This window comes from Enterobacter sp. 61D5 (assembly GCF_034107965.1).
Taxonomy (GTDB): Bacteria; Pseudomonadota; Gammaproteobacteria; order Enterobacterales; family Enterobacteriaceae; genus Enterobacter; species Enterobacter cloacae_M.
Genome location: NZ_JAWNFK010000012.1, coordinates 143661 through 161278, shown reverse-complemented (window position 1 = coordinate 161278; position 17618 = coordinate 143661). Strand labels below are relative to the sequence as shown.

Annotated in this window: 13 protein-coding genes; 1 reads left to right on the top strand and 12 read right to left on the bottom strand. The window is 56.7% G+C overall.

Annotation, left to right across the window (positions count from 1 at the left end; translation table 11 throughout):
- Positions 1-44: 44 nt before the first annotated feature.
- The 4 genes from pyrG to rlmD form a co-directional block, all read right to left on the bottom strand.
- Entirely contained in the window at positions 45-1682 is a 1638-nt protein-coding gene (gene pyrG / locus UTM25_RS13890) for a glutamine hydrolyzing CTP synthase (protein WP_023309013.1), read from the bottom strand.
- 223 nt (positions 1683-1905) lie between these two features.
- Complete coding sequence (gene mazG / locus UTM25_RS13885) at positions 1906-2697, bottom strand: nucleoside triphosphate pyrophosphohydrolase (RefSeq protein ID WP_109844650.1); 792 nt, start codon at positions 2695-2697, stop codon at positions 1906-1908.
- A 67-nt stretch (positions 2698-2764) separates the two neighbouring features.
- Positions 2765-4996 carry a GTP diphosphokinase gene (gene relA / locus UTM25_RS13880; protein ID WP_023309015.1) on the bottom strand — a complete coding sequence of 744 codons (2232 nt, stop codon included), beginning with the start codon at positions 4994-4996 and terminating at the stop codon, positions 2765-2767.
- Between the two features lie 51 nt (positions 4997-5047).
- Positions 5048-6346: a 23S rRNA (uracil(1939)-C(5))-methyltransferase RlmD gene (rlmD, locus tag UTM25_RS13875; protein WP_194401220.1), complete on the bottom strand. Its 1299-nt coding sequence runs from the start codon at positions 6344-6346 to the stop codon at positions 5048-5050.
- Between the two features lie 57 nt (positions 6347-6403).
- On the opposite strand from rlmD, the gene barA reads away from it, so the two are divergent.
- Positions 6404-9163 (top strand): two-component sensor histidine kinase BarA, encoded by a 2760-nt coding sequence (barA, locus tag UTM25_RS13870; RefSeq protein ID WP_047059997.1) that lies wholly within the window; start codon positions 6404-6406, stop codon positions 9161-9163.
- 95 nt (positions 9164-9258) lie between these two features.
- Here the strand turns inward: barA and UTM25_RS13865 are convergent, their stop codons facing one another.
- From UTM25_RS13865 to syd, 8 genes are all read right to left on the bottom strand, one after another.
- Positions 9259-10398, bottom strand: coding sequence for a glycerate kinase (locus UTM25_RS13865; protein ID WP_194401221.1), 1140 nt, complete (start codon positions 10396-10398; stop codon positions 9259-9261).
- A gap of 77 nt (positions 10399-10475) precedes the next feature.
- Positions 10476-11813, bottom strand: a complete 1338-nt coding sequence (gudD, locus tag UTM25_RS13860; RefSeq protein ID WP_194401222.1) for a glucarate dehydratase — start codon at positions 11811-11813, stop codon at positions 10476-10478.
- Positions 11814-11828: 15 nt separating this feature from the next.
- Positions 11829-13169: an enolase C-terminal domain-like protein gene (locus UTM25_RS13855; protein WP_194401256.1), complete on the bottom strand. Its 1341-nt coding sequence runs from the start codon at positions 13167-13169 to the stop codon at positions 11829-11831.
- Positions 13169-14524, bottom strand: coding sequence for a galactarate/glucarate/glycerate transporter GudP (gene gudP, locus UTM25_RS13850; RefSeq protein ID WP_194401223.1), 1356 nt, complete (start codon positions 14522-14524; stop codon positions 13169-13171). Before gudP ends, UTM25_RS13855 begins: the two co-directional genes overlap by 1 nt.
- 295 nt (positions 14525-14819) lie before the next feature.
- The gene (locus UTM25_RS13845; RefSeq protein ID WP_029741558.1) at positions 14820-15269 is read right to left on the bottom strand and encodes a flavodoxin; all 450 of its coding nucleotides are present in this window, start codon (positions 15267-15269) and stop codon (positions 14820-14822) included.
- Positions 15270-15293: 24 nt separating this feature from the next.
- Positions 15294-16070 carry a tRNA pseudouridine(65) synthase TruC gene (gene truC / locus UTM25_RS13840; protein WP_023309023.1) on the bottom strand — a complete coding sequence of 259 codons (777 nt, stop codon included), beginning with the start codon at positions 16068-16070 and terminating at the stop codon, positions 15294-15296.
- Positions 16067-16396, bottom strand: a complete 330-nt coding sequence (locus UTM25_RS13835; protein WP_194401224.1) for a YqcC family protein — start codon at positions 16394-16396, stop codon at positions 16067-16069. The genes truC and UTM25_RS13835 overlap by 4 nt, the downstream gene beginning before the upstream one ends.
- 631 nt (positions 16397-17027) lie before the next feature.
- Positions 17028-17573, bottom strand: coding sequence for a SecY-interacting protein (gene syd, locus UTM25_RS13830; protein ID WP_194401225.1), 546 nt, complete (start codon positions 17571-17573; stop codon positions 17028-17030).
- Positions 17574-17618 lie beyond the last annotated feature (45 nt).

Here is a 17618-nt window from a genome sequence, read left to right as displayed (position 1 = left end):
CAAACAACGCGTACCAAAGGTACGCGTTGCCGTTCTAACTTTTTTTACTTCGCCTGACGCTTCTGGTAGTCGCTGGCGGCCTTCACGAAGCCTGCAAACAGCGGATGCCCGTCACGTGGCGTTGAAGTAAATTCCGGGTGGAACTGGCAGGCGACAAACCACGGATGGTTTGGCACTTCAATGATCTCGACTAACTGATCATCCCCGGAGCGGCCCGCAACACGCAGGCCCGCGGCTTCAATAGGTTTCAACAACATGTTGTTGACTTCATAGCGGTGACGATGGCGCTCGGTGATGACCGGCTCGCCGTACAGCTTGCGAACCACGCTATCGTCAGACAGCTGGCAGGCCTGTGCGCCAAGACGCATGGTGCCACCCAGATCGCTCTTCTCGGTACGGACTTCGACGTTACCTTCTTCGTCACGCCATTCAGTGATAAGCGCCACAACAGGGTACTTACAGTCTGGCACAAATTCCGTAGAGTTCGCGTTTTCCATTCCCGCTACGTTGCGCGCAAATTCGATCAGCGCAACCTGCATACCCAGACAGATGCCGAGGTATGGAATATTGTTTTCACGCGCATAGCGCGCGGTGGCGATCTTGCCTTCAACACCACGGTAGCCGAAGCCGCCAGGGATAAGGATAGCATCCAGATCTTTCAGGATTTCAACGCCACGCGTTTCAACATCCTGCGAATCAATCAGCTTGATGTTCACGGAAACACGGTTCTTCAGACCACCGTGTTTCAGCGCTTCGATCACTGACTTATAGGCATCCGGCAGTTCAATGTACTTGCCGACCATACCGATAGTGACTTCGCCTGCCGGGTTGGCTTCTTCATAGATAACCTGTTCCCATTCAGACAGGTTCGCTTCCGGACAGTTCAAGCTGAATCGTTTACAAATATAATCGTCCAGGCCCTGAGATTTCAACAGGCCCGGGATTTTATAAATGGAATCGACATCTTTCATTGAAATAACGGCTTTTTCAGGCACGTTACAGAACAATGCAATTTTCGCACGTTCGTTCGCCGGAACCGCGCGATCGGAGCGGCAAACCAGGATATCTGGCTGAATACCAATAGAGAGCAGCTCTTTCACAGAGTGCTGTGTCGGCTTGGTTTTCACTTCACCTGCGGCGGCCATGTACGGCACCAGAGTCAGGTGCATGAACAGCGCGTGCTCACGGCCAATATCTACCGCCAGCTGACGAATCGCTTCCAGGAATGGCAGGGATTCGATATCACCCACGGTACCGCCGATTTCAACCAGCACCACGTCGTGGCCTTCGCCACCTGCAACAATGCGTTCTTTGATTGCGTTAGTGATGTGCGGGATAACCTGAACGGTTGCACCCAGGTAGTCACCACGGCGCTCTTTACGCAGAACGTCGGAGTAGATGCGGCCAGTCGTGAAGTTGTTACGACGGGTCATTTTGGTGCGGATGAAACGCTCGTAGTGGCCAAGATCCAGATCGGTTTCAGCGCCGTCTTCAGTAACGAACACTTCCCCGTGTTGGATTGGGCTCATGGTGCCCGGATCGACGTTGATATACGGATCCAGTTTCATCATGGTCACATTGAGGCCACGGGCTTCAAGAATGGCTGCGAGGGAGGCTGCGGCAATGCCTTTACCCAGAGAGGATACGACCCCGCCGGTCACAAAAATATAGTTCGTTGTCATGCTGAACCTGAGAAGTTAAGGTGAAACGATGGAATAACCAGGACGGGAAAGTAGTATACCCGAACACGGCGAGCGCCACAAACTTTCATTCTCCGTCTCCATTCCAGGTCATGACAAACATAAGGAGTGAGAAAATAGCCCCTTTTGGGTAAATGTTTTTGACGCAAATCAAGCGCTTGTCATTTAAAAAATCACACAAATTGCGCTTGATCGCAAAATCTCGTTAGAGATCAGATTCCTGGCGCTTTACTTCCTGCCAGACTTCTTCCATTGCCTCGAGGTCAATTCCGCTCATTTCCAGGCCTCGCGAGGCGACAATCCGCTCAACTTCGCGAAAGCGTCGTTCGAATTTTAGGTTGGCTTTTTGCAGGGCGGTTTCCGCTTTTACACCCAGATGGCGAGAAAGGTTGACGGTTGCAAACAGCAGGTCACCCATCTCTTCTTCAAGCTTTGCTTCATCCACCACCGCCTGCTGCGCTTCGTGCATGACTTCGTCAATCTCTTCGTGCACTTTATCCAGCACAGGGCCGAGGGAGGTCCAGTCAAAACCGACGGCGGAGCAGCGTTTCTGGATTTTATGCGCGCGCATCAGCGCGGGCAGGCTCAGCGGAATATCATCCAGCGCCGAGTGCTGGGATTTTTCCGCTCGCTCGGCGCTTTTGATCTGCTCCCAGCGGGCCAGCACCTCAGCGCTGTTCTCTGCGGTGGCATCGCCGAAGATATGGGGATGACGGCGCTCAAGCTTGTCGCTGATGGCAGAGCAGATATCGTCAAAGTTAAAGCGCCCCTCTTCCTGCGCCATTTGCGCATAGAACACCACCTGGAACAGCAGATCGCCCAGCTCGCCGCGCAGGTCGTCAAAATCTTCGCGGGAGATAGCGTCCAGCACCTCATAGGTCTCTTCAAGGGTGTACGGGGCGATGGTGGCGAAAGTCTGCTCTTTGTCCCACGGACAGCCGTTTTCCGGGTCGCGCAGGCGTTTCATGATGCCAAGCAGGCGGTCGATTTGAGTCATAGTGTTTTCCATTAAAAAAACAAGCCGGGTGGCGACAAAGCCTTACCCGGCCTACAGAAGAGTGTGTTTAACCGCCGTGCAGACGACGCGCGTCAATCACATCCGGCACCTGGTTCAGTTTGCCAAGCACGCGGCCCAGCACCTGCAGGTTGTAGATTTCGATGGTCATATCGATGGTGGCAAGCTGCTCGCGGGTATCGCTGCGGCTGGCGACGCCCAGCACGTTGACCTTCTCGTTGGCGAGAATGGTCGTGATGTCGCGCAGCAGGCCGCTGCGGTCGTTGGCAGTGACGCGCACCACCAGCGAGTAGCCGGCAGAATAGCTCTCACCCCAGACCGCTTCCACGATGCGCTCCGGCGCATGCGACTGCAGCTCGGCAAGCTGGTCACAGTCGGAACGGTGAATCGAAATCCCACGTCCCTGGGTGATGAAGCCGACGATATCGTCGCCCGGAATAGGCTGACAGCAGCGGGCAATGTGGTGCATCAGGTTACCTACGCCTTCAACCACCACGCGGCCGTTGTCTTTGCTGCGCTGCTGCGGGGCGTAGGTTTTCTGCTGCAGCTGCTTCAGCGCCGCCGCGTCCTGCTCTGCCGCGCTTGGCTTATTGAACTGCGCCTGCAGGAAGTTCACCATCTGATTCAGACGGATATCACCGCCGCCAATCGCCGCTAACAGCTCATCAAGCTCGTTAAAGTTGTAGCGCGGCAGCAGGAATTTCTCCGCCTCTTTCAGGCTTATCCCGATATGCTCCAGCTCGTCGTCGAGGATCTGGCGGCCGGCAAGGATGTTCTTGTCACGATCCTGTTTACGGAACCAGGCGTGAATTTTCGATCGCCCGCGGCTGGTGGTGACGTAGCCCAGGTTCGGGTTAAGCCAGTCACGGCTCGGGTTGGGCTGCTTCTGGGTAATGATTTCAATCTGGTCACCCATCTGCAGTTGATAGGTGAACGGTACGATACGTCCGCCAATTTTCGCCCCAATGCAGCGGTGCCCCACATCGCTGTGGATGTGGTAGGCAAAATCGAGCGGCGTAGAGCCCGCCGGCAGGTCGACAACGTCCCCTTTTGGGGTAAATACGTACACGCGATCGTCAAAGACCTGGCTGCGCACTTCGTCGAGCATCTCGCCGGAGTCGGCCATCTCTTCCTGCCACGCAATCAGCTTGCGCAGCCAGGCAATGCGGTCTTCGTGGCCAGAACGCGCTCCGCCGGACGTGCCTTCTTTGTATTTCCAGTGCGCGGCCACGCCCAGCTCGGCGTCTTCGTGCATCTGTTTGGTGCGAATCTGAATCTCGACCGTTTTGCCGCCAGGGCCAAGCACAACGGTATGGATAGACTGATAGCCGTTCGGTTTGGGGTTGGCGACATAGTCATCGAACTCATCGGGAAGATGACGGAAGTGAGTGTGTACTATCCCCAGCGCGGCGTAGCAGTCCTGTAGACGCTCCGCCACGATACGCACGGCGCGCACGTCAAACAGCTCGTCAAAGGCGAGGTGTTTCTTCTGCATTTTGCGCCAGATGCTGTAGATATGCTTAGGGCGACCGTAGACTTCGGCGCGCACGTTCTCTTCTTTCATCGCCTGGCGCAGCCCGCCGACAAATTCCTCGATATAGTGCTCGCGGTCGATACGGCGCTCGTGCAGGAGTTTGGCAATACGTTTATATTCCGCCGGGTGCAGATAGCGGAAGCAGTAATCTTCCAGCTCCCATTTCAGCTGACCAATCCCTAAGCGGTTCGCCAGCGGCGCGTAGATATTTGTACACTCTTTGGCCGCCAGCACGCGCTCGTCTTCCGGCGCATCCTTCACCTCACGCAGGTGGGCAATCCGCTCGGCAAGCTTGATGACTACGCAGCGGAAATCATCCACCATGGCCAGCAGCATCCGGCGTACGTTATCGACCTGCTCAGAGGAGACGGAATCGGTGTGTGCGGCTTTGAGCTGGCGAATAGCCGCCATATCGCGCACGCCGTGGATCAGCGCGACGACGGATTTCCCGACGCTGTCGCGCAGCACGTCTTCGCTGACCACGTCAGCATCCGCAAGGGGGAAGAGAAGCGCGGCCTGCAGAGTTTCAATATCCATGTTCAGCATGGATAAGATTTCCACCATCTCCACGCCGCGCCACAGGAGAAGATCGGCATCCGGATGCCCCTGCGTGGTGCGCAGACAATAGGCCCAGGTTTCGGTTAAGCGTTCACACGACTGCTGGCTGGAAATTCCCAGACTTGCGATCCATTTTTGTGGGTCAAATTCCCCAGCTTTATTGAGATGTGCACTTCTTACCGCAACCATTGTCCTCTCCTTTAGGGACCTGGGCCTGTCGAAGTCGACAAGCCAAACAAATTAGATGTGCTCGAACAACACCATCGATTCCAGATGTCCAGTGTGCGGGAACATGTCCAGCATTGCCAGACGCTGAATCTGGTAACCCGCGCTGATTAATGCCTCACTGTCCCGAGCAAGCGTTGCCGGGTTACAGGAAACATAGACCACACGCTTTGGCGCGAGTTTAATAATATGTGCCATCACACCCGGGGCACCGGCCCGCGCCGGATCGAGCAAAATTTTATCAAAGCCCTGTTTTGCCCACGGCTGTTGGGTGACATCTTCCTCAAGATTTTGATGAAAGAATGTCACATTTTGCAAGCCGTTCTGCTGCGCGTTCTCCTGCCCTTTAGCTACCAGCGCCTCAACGCCTTCCACGCCGACGACGCTGGCCGCTTCGCGCGCCAGCGGCAGCGTGAAGTTGCCCATTCCGCAGAACAGGTCGAGCACCCGATCGCTTTTCTGAACATCCAGCCACGCCAGCGCTTTCTCAACCATCAGTTGGTTAACGCCATCATTCACCTGAATGAAATCCCGCGGGCTGAACGTTAAGCGTAGCCCGTTTGACGCATACCAGGGCGCCTCACCGGTAACCTGCTCAAGTATCTCGCTTTGTGGTGCAAGGAAAAGCGCCAGGTCGTGGGAATGCGAAAAGCGTTCCAGTTTTTCGCGATCTTTTTTCGACAACGGCGCGGTATGGCGCAGGACCATCAGCGGTCCATTGTTTGCCATAACCAGTTCGACATGCCCGAGATGGCGAACGCCGTCCAGCCCGGAAAGACAGGTGCGCACTTCCGGAAGTAATGCCTCAAGATGGGGCACCAAAATGGGGCACTGCTGCACATCGACAATGTCGCTGGAACCGGCCTTGCGAAACCCCATCTCCAGCCGAGCCGTTTTTGGCTGATAGCTGAGGCTCAGGCGCGCGCGTCGACGATAGCCCCAGGGCACATCGGCGAGAATTTCGTTAACGTCATGTTTAAGCTGACGCGCCAGCGCGCGGCTTTTGCTTTTTTGCTGTAATTCTGTGCTCGCATGCTGTTGCTGGCAGCCCCCGCAAACGCCAAAATGTGGGCAGCGGGGCTTCACGCGCTCCGGGCTATCGTTGAGGCGACGCTTAACCTGTCCGCGCGCGAACTGGCGTTTATCCTCCGTCAGCGTAATTTCTGCTCGTTCTGTTGGCAGTAAACCTGTTATAAACAGAGCCTTACCATTATGACGTGCCACTCCCTGACCAAACGGATCGAGGTCCGTGGCTTCAACAGTAATGATTTGACGCGTCGTCACGCGTCGCTTTGCAGAGTAGAATTGCGCCATCGCCGAGATTTTTCTCACATAAACATAATTATCTTAATTGTCCCATAACGGAACGCCATGACCAACTACAGCCTGCGCGCGCGCATGATGATTTTGATCCTCGCCCCCACCGTTCTCATCGGTTTGCTGCTGAGTATCTTCTTTGTGGTGCACCGCTATAACGATTTGCAGCGGCAGCTGGAGGATGCAGGTGCCAGCATTATCGAACCGCTTGCCGTTTCCAGCGAGTACGGCATGAACCTGCAAAACCGCGAATCCATTGGTCAGTTAATCAGCGTGCTCCACCGCCGCCACTCGGACATCGTACGCGCCATTTCCGTTTACGACGAACATAACCGCCTGTTTGTCACCTCGAATTTTCATCTCGATCCGGCGGCTCTGAAGATCCCGGACGGTACGCCATTCCCGCGCCACCTCACCGTACTGCGGCGCGGCGATATCATGATCCTGCGCACGCCGATCGTATCGGAAAGCTATTCACCCGATGAGTCTGCGCAATCCGATGCCAAATCCAGCAACAATATGCTGGGATATGTGGCGCTGGAGCTGGATCTCAAGTCGGTCCGGCTACAGCAGTACAAAGAAATTTTCATCTCTGGCGTGATGATGCTGTTCTGCATTGGCATTGCGCTGATCTTCGGCTGGCGCCTGATGCGCGACGTGACGGGCCCCATCCGCAACATGGTTAATACGGTTGACCGCATCCGCCGGGGACAGCTCGACAGCCGGGTGGAAGGGTTTATGCTGGGTGAGCTGGACATGCTGAAGAACGGCATCAACTCGATGGCCATGTCGCTGGCGGCGTATCACGAAGAGATGCAGCACAACGTTGACCAGGCCACATCCGACCTGCGCGAAACGCTGGAGCAGATGGAGATCCAGAACGTTGAGCTGGATCTGGCGAAAAAGCGCGCCCAGGAAGCGGCACGTATTAAGTCGGAATTCCTTGCCAATATGTCGCACGAGTTGCGTACGCCGCTCAATGGCGTGATCGGCTTTACCCGCCTGACGCTGAAAAGCGAGCTCAACCCGACTCAGCGCGATCACCTGCACACCATTGAACGTTCGGCCAACAACCTGCTGGCGATCATCAACGACGTGCTCGACTTCTCCAAGCTGGAAGCGGGCAAGCTGATCCTGGAAAGCATTCCGTTCCCGCTGCGCAGTACGCTCGATGAGGTGGTGACGCTGCTCGCGCACTCGTCGCACGACAAAGGTCTTGAGCTGACGCTCAACATTAAAAACGACGTGCCGGATAACGTCATTGGCGATCCCCTGCGCCTGCAGCAGGTCATTACCAACCTTGTCGGGAATGCGATTAAATTCACCGAAAGCGGTAACATCGACATTCTGGTAGAAAAACGCTCCATCAGCAGCAATAAGGTGCAGATTGAAGTCCAGATCCGCGATACCGGCATCGGTATTCCTGAGCGTGATCAGTCGCGTCTGTTCCAGGCGTTCCGTCAGGCGGACGCCAGTATCTCCCGCCGTCATGGCGGTACCGGCCTGGGGCTGGTAATCACGCAGCGCCTTGTGAACGAGATGGGCGGCGATATCTCTTTCCACAGCCAGCCGAACCGCGGCTCAACCTTCTGGTTCCACATTAATCTGGACCTCAACCCGAACGTATTGACCGATGGCCCGGTGACGGACTGCCTGAAAGGCAAGCGTCTGGCCTACGTCGAACCTAATGCGGCGGCAGCGCAGTGCGCGCTCGATATTTTAAGCACCACGCCGCTGGAGGTGGTCTACAGCCCAACCTTCTCAGCGCTTGCCGTTGAGCACTACGATATTCTGCTGATGGGGATCCCGGTTACCTTCACTGGCGAACTGACCATGCAGCAGGAGCGGCTGGCGAAAGCCGCGTCAATGACCGACTATCTGCTGCTGGCGCTACCCTGCCACGCCCAGATTAATGCAGAGGAGTTGAAAAACGACGGAGCCGCCGCGTGTCTGCTGAAACCGCTCACCTCGACCCGCCTCCTGCCCGCGCTCACGGAGTATTGCCGTCTTAGCCAGCATGCTCTCCCGCTGATTAACGATGAGCAAAAATTGCCCATGAGCGTGATGGCGGTGGATGATAATCAAGCCAACCTGAAGCTGATTGGCGCATTGCTTGAAGACCAGGTTCAGCACGTTGAGCTGTGCACCAGCGGCGCGCAGGCGGTTGAACAGGCGAAGCAGATGCAGTTCGATTTAATCCTGATGGATATTCAGATGCCGGGCATGGATGGCATTCGGGCCTGCGAGCTGATCCACCAGCTGCCGCACCAGCAGCAAACCCCGGTTATTGCGGTCACCGCGCACGCGATGGCCGGTCAGAAAGAGAAGCTGCTGAGCGCCGGAATGAATGACTATCTGGCGAAGCCCATCGATGAAGAGAAACTTCACAACCTGCTGTTACGCTATAAGCCGGGTCACATTGGCGGGACGTACACGGTTTCCAGCGAGCCGGTTGAAATCAGCGTTAACCAGAACGCCACCTTTGACTGGCAGCTCGCGCTGCGCCAGGCGGCGGGTAAACCCGATTTAGCCCGCGAAATGCTGCAAATGCTGGTCGCGTTTCTGCCGGAAATTCGTAATAAGGTGGAAGAGCAGCTGGTGGGTGAAAACCCGGAAGCGCTGCTGGAGGCGATCCACAAGCTGCACGGCAGCTGCGGGTACAGCGGCGTGCCGCGGCTGAAAAATCTTTGCCAGCTGCTGGAGCAGCAGCTGCGTGCCGGCACGCCGGAATCGGAGCTTGAACCGGAGTTCCTGGAGCTGCTGGATGAGATGGATAACGTAACGCGCGAAGCGACGAAGTTGCTGGGAAGCTGAGATAAAAGCCCGGTAGCGCTACGTTTACCGGGCCTGCAATTGCGGGTGCGGCCTGATGCCCTCACCCCGCCCCTCTTCCACAGGGAGAGGGAGCACTACATTCCCTGCCCCACTTTCAGCACCGCCGCGATATTCCTGGCGGCCATCCTGACGTTCTCGCTGGCATTTTCCAGCGCATCCTCCAGCGAGCAGATGGTGTAGATCACGCTAAACACCGCATCAATACCGTGATCGTGTACCACGCCAACGTCCGCCGTCAGGCTGCCTGCAATGCCGATGACGGGTTTGTTAAAGCGTTTCGCCACTTTCGCCACGCCCACCGGGACTTTGCCGTGGATCGTCTGGCTGTCGATGCGGCCTTCTCCCGTGATCACCAGATCCGCATCGGCCACCTGGTCGGCCAGGTGTAGTGCATCGGTCACGATCTCAATGCCCTGGCGCAGCTGCGCGCCGCAAAAGGCGTACAGCGCGGCTCCCATGCCACCCGCCGCGCCGCCGCCAGCTAGGTTTAGAACATCGATATCCAGATCCCGGGCAATGACTCTCGCATACTGCGCCAGCGCGTTGTCCAGAGTGACGATCATCTCGGGAGTGGCCCCCTTTTGCGGACCAAATACGGCTGACGCGCCATCCTTACCGGTGAGCGGATTCGTCACATCACAGGCGACCTCTATCCGGCACTCCGCCAGACGTCTGTCCAGCCCGCTCAGGTCGATACGCGCGAGTTTTCCCAACTCGCCCCCGCCCTGCCCAAGTGGCTGCCCGCTGTCGTCCAGCAGCTTTGCCCCCAGCGCCTGCACCATCCCTGCTCCGCCGTCATTGGTGGCGCTGCCGCCAATGCCGATGATGATATGCTTAACGCCCGCATCCAGCGCGTGACGAATAAGTTCGCCCGTGCCCCAGGAGGTGGTTTTCAGGGGATTACGCTGCGAAGGGACGACCAGCTCCAGGCCGCTTGCCGCCGCCATTTCAATAAAGGCACTCTGCTCGTCACCGGATAAGCCATAAAAACCTTCCACGCGCTCACCCAGCGGGCCGGTCACCGGAACATGCACAATGCGTCCCTGCGTTGCCGCGATCATCGCCTCAACCGTCCCTTCGCCACCGTCCGCGACCGGCAGTTTGACGTAAGCTGCCTCGGGAAAGATCTCGCGAAAACCACGTTCTATCGCTGTCGCAACCTCAAGCGCACTCAAACTTTCCTTATACGAGTCCGGTGCGATAACAATTTTCATAAGCCATCCTTACGCATAGTCGTTACGTTAAGCATACACCACGTAAAAGACCGCTCATGGGAGCGGTCCCAATGCGTTTATCGTACCATGCACGGGCGTTTATTGTCGAATGTCCAGTCGGGGATCAGATACTGCATCGCCATCGCGTCGTCGCGCGCGCCCAGACCGTGTTTTTGGTACAGCTCATGGGCTTTCATGACCTGGTCCATATCCAGCTCAACCCCCAGCCCCGGCGTGGAAGGCACCTGCACCATGCCACCTTTGATCTCAAACGGCTGCTTAGTCAGACGCTGATTACCTTCCTGCCAGATCCAGTGCGTGTCGATAGCGGTAATCGTCCCCGGCGCCGCGGCGGCAACGTGTGTGAACATCGCCAGCGACACGTCGAAGTGGTTGTTAGAGTGCGAGCCCCAGGTCAGGCCAAACTCGTGGCACATTTGCGCCACGCGCACCGACCCCTGCATCGTCCAGAAGTGCGGGTCTGCCAGCGGAATATCGACGGACTGCAATGACAGGGTGTGTCCCATCTGACGCCAGTCGGTGGCAATCATATTGGTCGCGGTCGGCAGCCCTGTGGCGCGACGGAATTCCGCCATGACTTCACGACCCGAGAAGCCTTGCTCGGCCCCACACGGATCTTCCGCATACGCCAGCACGCCTTTCAGCTGCTTACCAATTTTGATCGCTTCATCAAGCGACCACGCGCCGTTCGGATCCAGCGTCACGCGTGCCTGCGGGAAACGTTTTGCCAGCGCGGTGACGGCTTCCGCCTCTTCCTCACCGGCCAGAACGCCGCCCTTCAGTTTGAAATCATTAAAGCCATATTTTTCGTACGCGGCTTCCGCCAGGCGCACCACCGCATCCGGGGTCATCGCCACGTCGTGGCGAAGTCGATACCAGTCGCATTGTTCATCCGGCTGGCTCTGATAAGGCAATGGCGTCAGCCTGCGGTCGCCGACAAAGAACAGATAGCCCAGCATTTCCACTTCGCTGCGCTGCTGCCCCTCGCCCAGCAGCGACGCAACGTTGACGCCCAGATGCTGACCCAGCAGATCCAGCATCGCGGATTCAATTCCGGTCACCACGTGAATGGTGGTGCGCAGGTCGAAGGTCTGCAGGCCACGCCCTCCGGCATCGCGATCGGCAAAGGTATTGCGCACGGTGTTGAGGACATTTTTGTACTCACCCAGCGTTTTGCCCACCACCAGCGGAATGGCATCTTCCAGCGTCTGGCGGATCTTCTCCCCGCCCGGAATTTCGCCCACGCCCGTATGGCCGGAATTGTCTTTGATAATGACAATATTGCGGGTGAAGAATGGCGCATGCGCGCCGCTCAGGTTCATCAGCATGCTGTCATGGCCCGCAACCGGAGTGATTTGCATGGAAGTGACGACAGGGGTAGAAAAAGTACTCATCGTGTAATCCTTTTTTCAGTGACGTCCAAAAACAGGGCGCTTACGGTCAAATGTCCAGCCGGGGATAAGGTACTGCATCGGGCCCGCGTCGTTACGCGCGCCGCCCGGTAGCTTTTTATACGCCTCATGGGCTTTATGGATCTGATCCCAGTCAATCTCCACGCCCAGCCCCGGCGCATCCGGTACGGCAATCTTGCCATTGATGATTTCCAGCGGATTTTTCGTCAGGCGGGCTTCCCCTTCCTGCCAAATCCAGTGGGTGTCGATGGCGGTCGGGTTACCCGGCGCCGCCGCGCCAACGTGGGTAAACATCGCCAGCGAAATATCAAAGTGGTTGTTCGAGTGACAGCCCCAGGTCAGCCCCCAGTCATCGCACAGCTGCGCCACGCGCACTGCACCTGAAAGCGTCCAGAAGTGAGGGTCCGCCAGCGGTATGTCGACGGCGTTCAGCATCACCGCATGACCCATTTCACGCCAGTTGGTGGCGATCATATTGGTCGCGACAGGCAGCCCGGTGGCGCGACGAAACTCGGCCATGACTTCACGGCGCGAGAAGCCCTGCTCCGCGCCGCAGGGATCTTCCGCATAGGTCAGGACATCCCCCAGCCCTTTGCACAGGCTAATGGCTTCATCCAGCAGCCATGCGCCGTTGGGATCGACGGTGATCCGCGCATCCGCAAAGCGTTTTTTCAGCGCCCGGACCGTTTCAATCTCCTGCTCGCCGGGCAGCACGCCGCCCTTCAGCTTGAAATCCTTAAAGCCGTAGCGATCCTGTGCCGCCTCGGCCAGACGCACCACCGCGTCGCTGGAGAGCGCTTCCTGGTGGCGCAGGCGATACCAGTCGTGATCGCCCGTGGTTCGAGTCAGATAAGGGAGGTCGGTCTTATTGCGATCGCCCACGTAGAACAGATAGCCCAGCACGGTAACCGCATCGCGCTGTTTGCCGGGCCCCAGCAGCTCGCAAACCGGAACATTGAGCGCCTTACCCAGTAAGTCGAGCAGGGCGGCCTCCAGCGCGGCGACCGCGTTGACGCGCAGTTCAAACGTCCAGGCACCTTTACCGAACGTGTCAAAGTCCGCCGACTGATTGCCCTTATGCACCCGCTGAACCACCTTGTTCAGACGGGCGACCTCCTGGCCCACCACCTGCGGAATGGCATCGACCAGCGTCTGGTAAATCACCTCTCCGCCTGGCGCCTCGCCCACGCCGGTATTCCCTGCGCTGTCTTTCAGCACGACGATATTACGTGTAAACCAGGCGTTATGCGCCCCGCCAATATTGAGCAGCATGCTGTCCTGCCCGGCCACCGGAATAACCTTCATCTCCGTAACGGTTGGGCTCGATTGCGTTGTCATCATCCACGCTCCGCAACAGGTTTAAGTTCGACGCGTTTGATATCCCCTACCAGCACCAGGTAACTCAGCACCGCCACCAGCGCATGCACCCCAACATAGATCAACGCACCGTTGAAAGAGCCGGTGGTGCCAACGATGTAGCCGATAGCGATGGGCGTAATAATCCCGGAGATGTTGCCGAACATGTTGAACAGACCGCCGCTCAGGCCGCTGATCTCTTTCGGCGCCGTATCCGCCATCACCGCCCAGCCCAGCGCGCCAATGCCTTTGCCGAAGAAGGCCATCGCCATAAAGCCGATAATCATCCATTCGGCGTTGACGTAGTTACAGAACACCATGGTCATGGAGAGCAGCATGCCGAGCACAATCGGGGTTTTACGCGCAATGTTCAGCGAGCCGGTCCGGCGCATCAGCCAGTCGGAAATCACTCCGCCGAGCACGCCACCGACGAAGCCGCAGATTGCCGGGACCGACGCGACAAATCCCGCTTTCAGAATCGACATGCCGCGTGCCTGCACCAGGTATACCGGAAACCAGGTGATGAAGAAGTAGGTTAAGGCGTTAATACAGTACTGGCCCAGATAGATACCGATCATCATGCGCGAGCCGACGAGCTGCTTGATCTGCGCCCATTTCTGGCTAAACGGGACTTTTGTTTTTGCGGATTTCTGATCCATGTTGATCAGCGCTCCGCCTTCCGCGATGTACTCCAGCTCTTTTTTGTTCACGCCAGGATGCTGGTTGGGTTCGTGGATCACTTTCAGCCAGACGAAGCTGATGACGATCCCAAGCCCACCCATGAAGAAGAAGACGTGCGACCAGCCCACCTCATGCGTCAGCCAGCCCATGATTGGTGCGAAGATCACCGTTGCGAAGTACTGTGCGGAGTTGAAAATCGCCACCGCCGTTCCCCTCTCCTGCGCCGGGAACCAGGCAGCGACAATGCGGCTGTTCCCCGGGAAGGAAGGTGCTTCCGCTAAGCCTACCAGGAAGCGCAGCGTAAAGAGCGCCACGATAATGCCGAAGCCGCTGAAGATATCGACGAAACCCTGCAACAGGGTAAACATCGACCAGATAAAGATGGACCAGAAATAGACGCGTTTAGATCCAAAACGGTCCAGCAGCCAGCCGCCAGGAATTTGCCCGATGACGTAGGCCCATGAGAATGCGGAGAAAACGTAACCCATGCCCACTGGATCAAGGCCGATATCTTTTGCCATTTCCGAACCGGCAATCGACAGCGTGGCGCGGTCACCATAGTTAAAGGATGTGACGATAAACAGCATCACCACTATCCAGTAGCGGGCGTTGGTGCGCTTTTCAGCGCTGCTCGCTGCGTGGCTTAATGTACTCATTGTTGCACTCCTGAAACATAGCTTTCGCCTGGTTCATTCTGTACAGCACCGGTAGGGTAATCAGAATGAGATTGGTGTTTTGTCGTTTTGGTACGGCCTGACGCCGTTTTATAGTGACCGGAAAAGTATATGAAGGAGTGCCTCATCACCTCACCGTGCAGAAACACAGTATTAAAGGGTGTATGAGAGGTTGTTTATGGCATAAGCCCAGGGGAATGGAAGGTGGTTCACGGAATTGGCGTTTGGTGCGGTGTGTATCGCCGGGTGGCGGCTACGCCTTACCCGGCCTACATAACTATTTAAGGAGAGTTGCCCAGTGCTCGACCCATGGGTTTGATTCGCTTTCTGGCTCCGGATGCTCCCCGGCATCAATCAGCAGCATCTCGCCGACGCGCTGGGCGCTTTGTTCCTGCAGGAGCGCATCGAACTGCTTGCCGCCGCCGCAGAAGTTGGCGTAAGAACTGTCACCCAGGGCAATGATGCCGTAGTGCACGTCCGGCTGATAGCCAAGCTGATCTTTAATGCCCTGAAACAGCGGCACGATGCTGTCCGGCAGATCGCCCTGCCCGGTGGTGGAGGTCACCACCAGAATGTATTTATCTTTATACTTTTCCCAGTCTGCCAGTTCCGGATCTTCATAGACCGTGGCTTTATGGCCCTGGCTGGCGAGTATTGCCTCAGCCTCTTCCGCTACCAGCAGTGAGTTGCCGTACATTGTCCCGACAAAAATGCCTACTTCAGCCATGATACTTTCCCATAATGAATGCGTTTACCGTTCATCCTGAACGTTGCCCGATACAAACTCAACCCTTTCATTTTCGGGGAGTTGTCCCAGCCAGCCAAACTGTGACAGCGCCTGCATCCAGACGTCGTCCAGCCCAGCACGGATAGTCAGCGGCTCGCCGGTAAACGGGTGCGTCAGGCTCAGCTCGCTGGCGTGAAGCATCAGACGATGGCAGCCAAAGTGTTCGGCCGCACTGCGGTTCTGGCGCAAATCACCGTGTTTGCTGTCGCCAATAATCGGATGGCGCAGGTGCGCAAGATGGCGTCGCAGCTGGTGCTTACGCCCGGTTTTAGGCAGAAGCTCAACGAGGCTGTAGCGTGTGGTCGGAAATTTGCTGGTTGCAACCGGCATTTCGGTCGTCGCCATGCCGCGATAATCCGTCACCGCGGGCTGAGGACCTTTGTCATCGCGGGCAAATTTATCGGCGATTTTGTCCAGCTCCTCTACCAGCGGATAATCCAGCGTGGCGGCTTCCGTCAGCCAGCCGCGCACGATCGCGTGATAGCGCTTTTGCATCTGATGCTGTTCAAACTGCTGTGACAGCAGACGCCCCGCCTCGCTGGAAAGCCCCATCAGCAGCACGCCGGAGGTCGGCCTGTCGAGACGATGGGCGGTAAAAACATGCTGACCAATCTGGTCGCGAACGGTCTGCATCACCACCACTTTCTCATCGCGATCGAGCCAGCTGCGGTGTACCAGCCAGCCTGACGGTTTATTTACCGCCACCAGCCACTCGTCCTGATAGAGGATCTCAAGCGTCATGCATCTTCACCGGCAAACAGGGCATCCAGTTTTTCCAGTTCGACCAGCATCACGTCGCGCGCAGGGTGCGTCGTCTCGAGCGCCATTTCATAGTAGGGAGAGACAGCAAACGCCTGCGGAAGCGGGTGACCGCCCTCAAGCAGGGCGTGCATGCGCGGAATTAACACCCACTGCAGCCATTCAAACGGGGCCAGCGTATCCAGGCAGAAGGGCTGAGTGCTCGCGAACGCTTCTGGCTGCGGCGCGGTCTCCTGCCACAGCTGATGTTGGCGCAAAAGGGCTTCGATGGCGTGCAACTGAGCACGAACGCTATCTTGTTGCGTCATAGTAACCTCAACTGAAAAAGTGAACGGCGCGCAGCATAGCATTGCGGAAGGCAGAAATAAAAAAAGGGAGCACTGTAAAAACAGTGCTCCCGGTTCGTTTCGCAGCATTCCAGCTACAATTCGTGCTCCCTGCTCATCCGTGACAACTTTTCCTGAAGCCCGAAGGCCTGGTCATCCGTAAGCCAATGCATCCTGCACACATCTTCCTGACGCGTTTGTTTCATCCCGAAACGTCCTGGCCTTCCTGACCCACCGACCATCCTGACCGGCTCTCATTCTCCTTCCTGGAGGTGTCCCTTACGCATCCTGCGTTATCCACTTCGCTTCATCCTGAAGCCTTCCTGTAGCGCCATCCTGACGAGTCCTGCGTGAGAAACGCCATCATCCTGATGTTCGTTACTCGTGTCGGCGTCCTGTCGACGGAGATAGAATCCGCTATTCCACTTCGTCTTACAACCCACTCAGCCAGAGTTGTAAGACGCACAGGCTCCCTAAAAATAATAGGATGAACAGCTAATCCGTTGAAAAATAGAGTGATATTAATCTGAACTTAATGAGGTAATACTGAATGTTCCAGCGATCTCTCACAAACCTTGTAAGAGATCTCTCACACGCGCTGTAGCAGCATGGATTACAGAAGGGGTTCAAGTCGGGTGAGGAAATCCGCAAGAGAGGGGGCGAGAGTCTCGCGATTGCGGGTGCCGATAGTCTCTTTAACCACTTCACCTGACAGGTTACAGACGGAGATAACGTCCAGTTCGATGTCCAGCGTGGCAATAAAGAGCGTCGGAGAAAGCTTAAGGCGTTTTTGCGTGACCAGATGACCAATCAGGTTTTCCTGAACACGCCGCAGATCGTCTTCGCTCCAGGTCTGCAACAGCGTCAGCGTGATATCAGCAAAGCGCGCGGGCATATCCCCTGCGAACTGCGCGGTATAAAATGCATGAACCGCTGGTTGTACCACAATGTCCATTGCCCGCTCAACCGCATTTACATTTTGCTCGCCGGTATTCGGCTTCGGCTGCCAGATTACGTAATCATCGAGTGAAGAAATAATGCACGGCGAGGGCACGCCATATAAATCAGTACTTTGCGGCCAAGTACCCTGCTTTTCATGCCATGCGTCGCAGTAGCGGGTCGTGAAGGTAGTGAGGGCATTTGCAGTTTCGATGTCCACCGATTTCTCTCTTCTTGTCAGACAGGATAAACTCAGGCCATAAGT

Coding starts and splice junctions, on each gene's coding strand:
- UTM25_RS13835 (WP_194401224.1), bottom strand. CDS start 16,396: ATGACGCAACAAGATAGCGTTCGTGCTCAGTTGCACGCCATCGAAGCC.
- gudP (WP_194401223.1), bottom strand. CDS start 14,524: ATGAGTACATTAAGCCACGCAGCGAGCAGCGCTGAAAAGCGCACCAAC.
- gudD (WP_194401222.1), bottom strand. CDS start 11,813: ATGAGTACTTTTTCTACCCCTGTCGTCACTTCCATGCAAATCACTCCG.
- UTM25_RS13865 (WP_194401221.1), bottom strand. CDS start 10,398: ATGAAAATTGTTATCGCACCGGACTCGTATAAGGAAAGTTTGAGTGCG.
- rlmD (WP_194401220.1), bottom strand. CDS start 6,346: ATGGCGCAATTCTACTCTGCAAAGCGACGCGTGACGACGCGTCAAATC.
- truC (WP_023309023.1), bottom strand. CDS start 16,070: ATGACGCTTGAGATCCTCTATCAGGACGAGTGGCTGGTGGCGGTAAAT.
- pyrG (WP_023309013.1), bottom strand. CDS start 1,682: ATGACAACGAACTATATTTTTGTGACCGGCGGGGTCGTATCCTCTCTG.
- relA (WP_023309015.1), bottom strand. CDS start 4,996: ATGGTTGCGGTAAGAAGTGCACATCTCAATAAAGCTGGGGAATTTGAC.
- mazG (WP_109844650.1), bottom strand. CDS start 2,697: ATGACTCAAATCGACCGCCTGCTTGGCATCATGAAACGCCTGCGCGAC.
- UTM25_RS13845 (WP_029741558.1), bottom strand. CDS start 15,269: ATGGCTGAAGTAGGCATTTTTGTCGGGACAATGTACGGCAACTCACTG.
- barA (WP_047059997.1), top strand. CDS start 6,404: ATGACCAACTACAGCCTGCGCGCGCGCATGATGATTTTGATCCTCGCC.
- UTM25_RS13855 (WP_194401256.1), bottom strand. CDS start 13,169: ATGACAACGCAATCGAGCCCAACCGTTACGGAGATGAAGGTTATTCCG.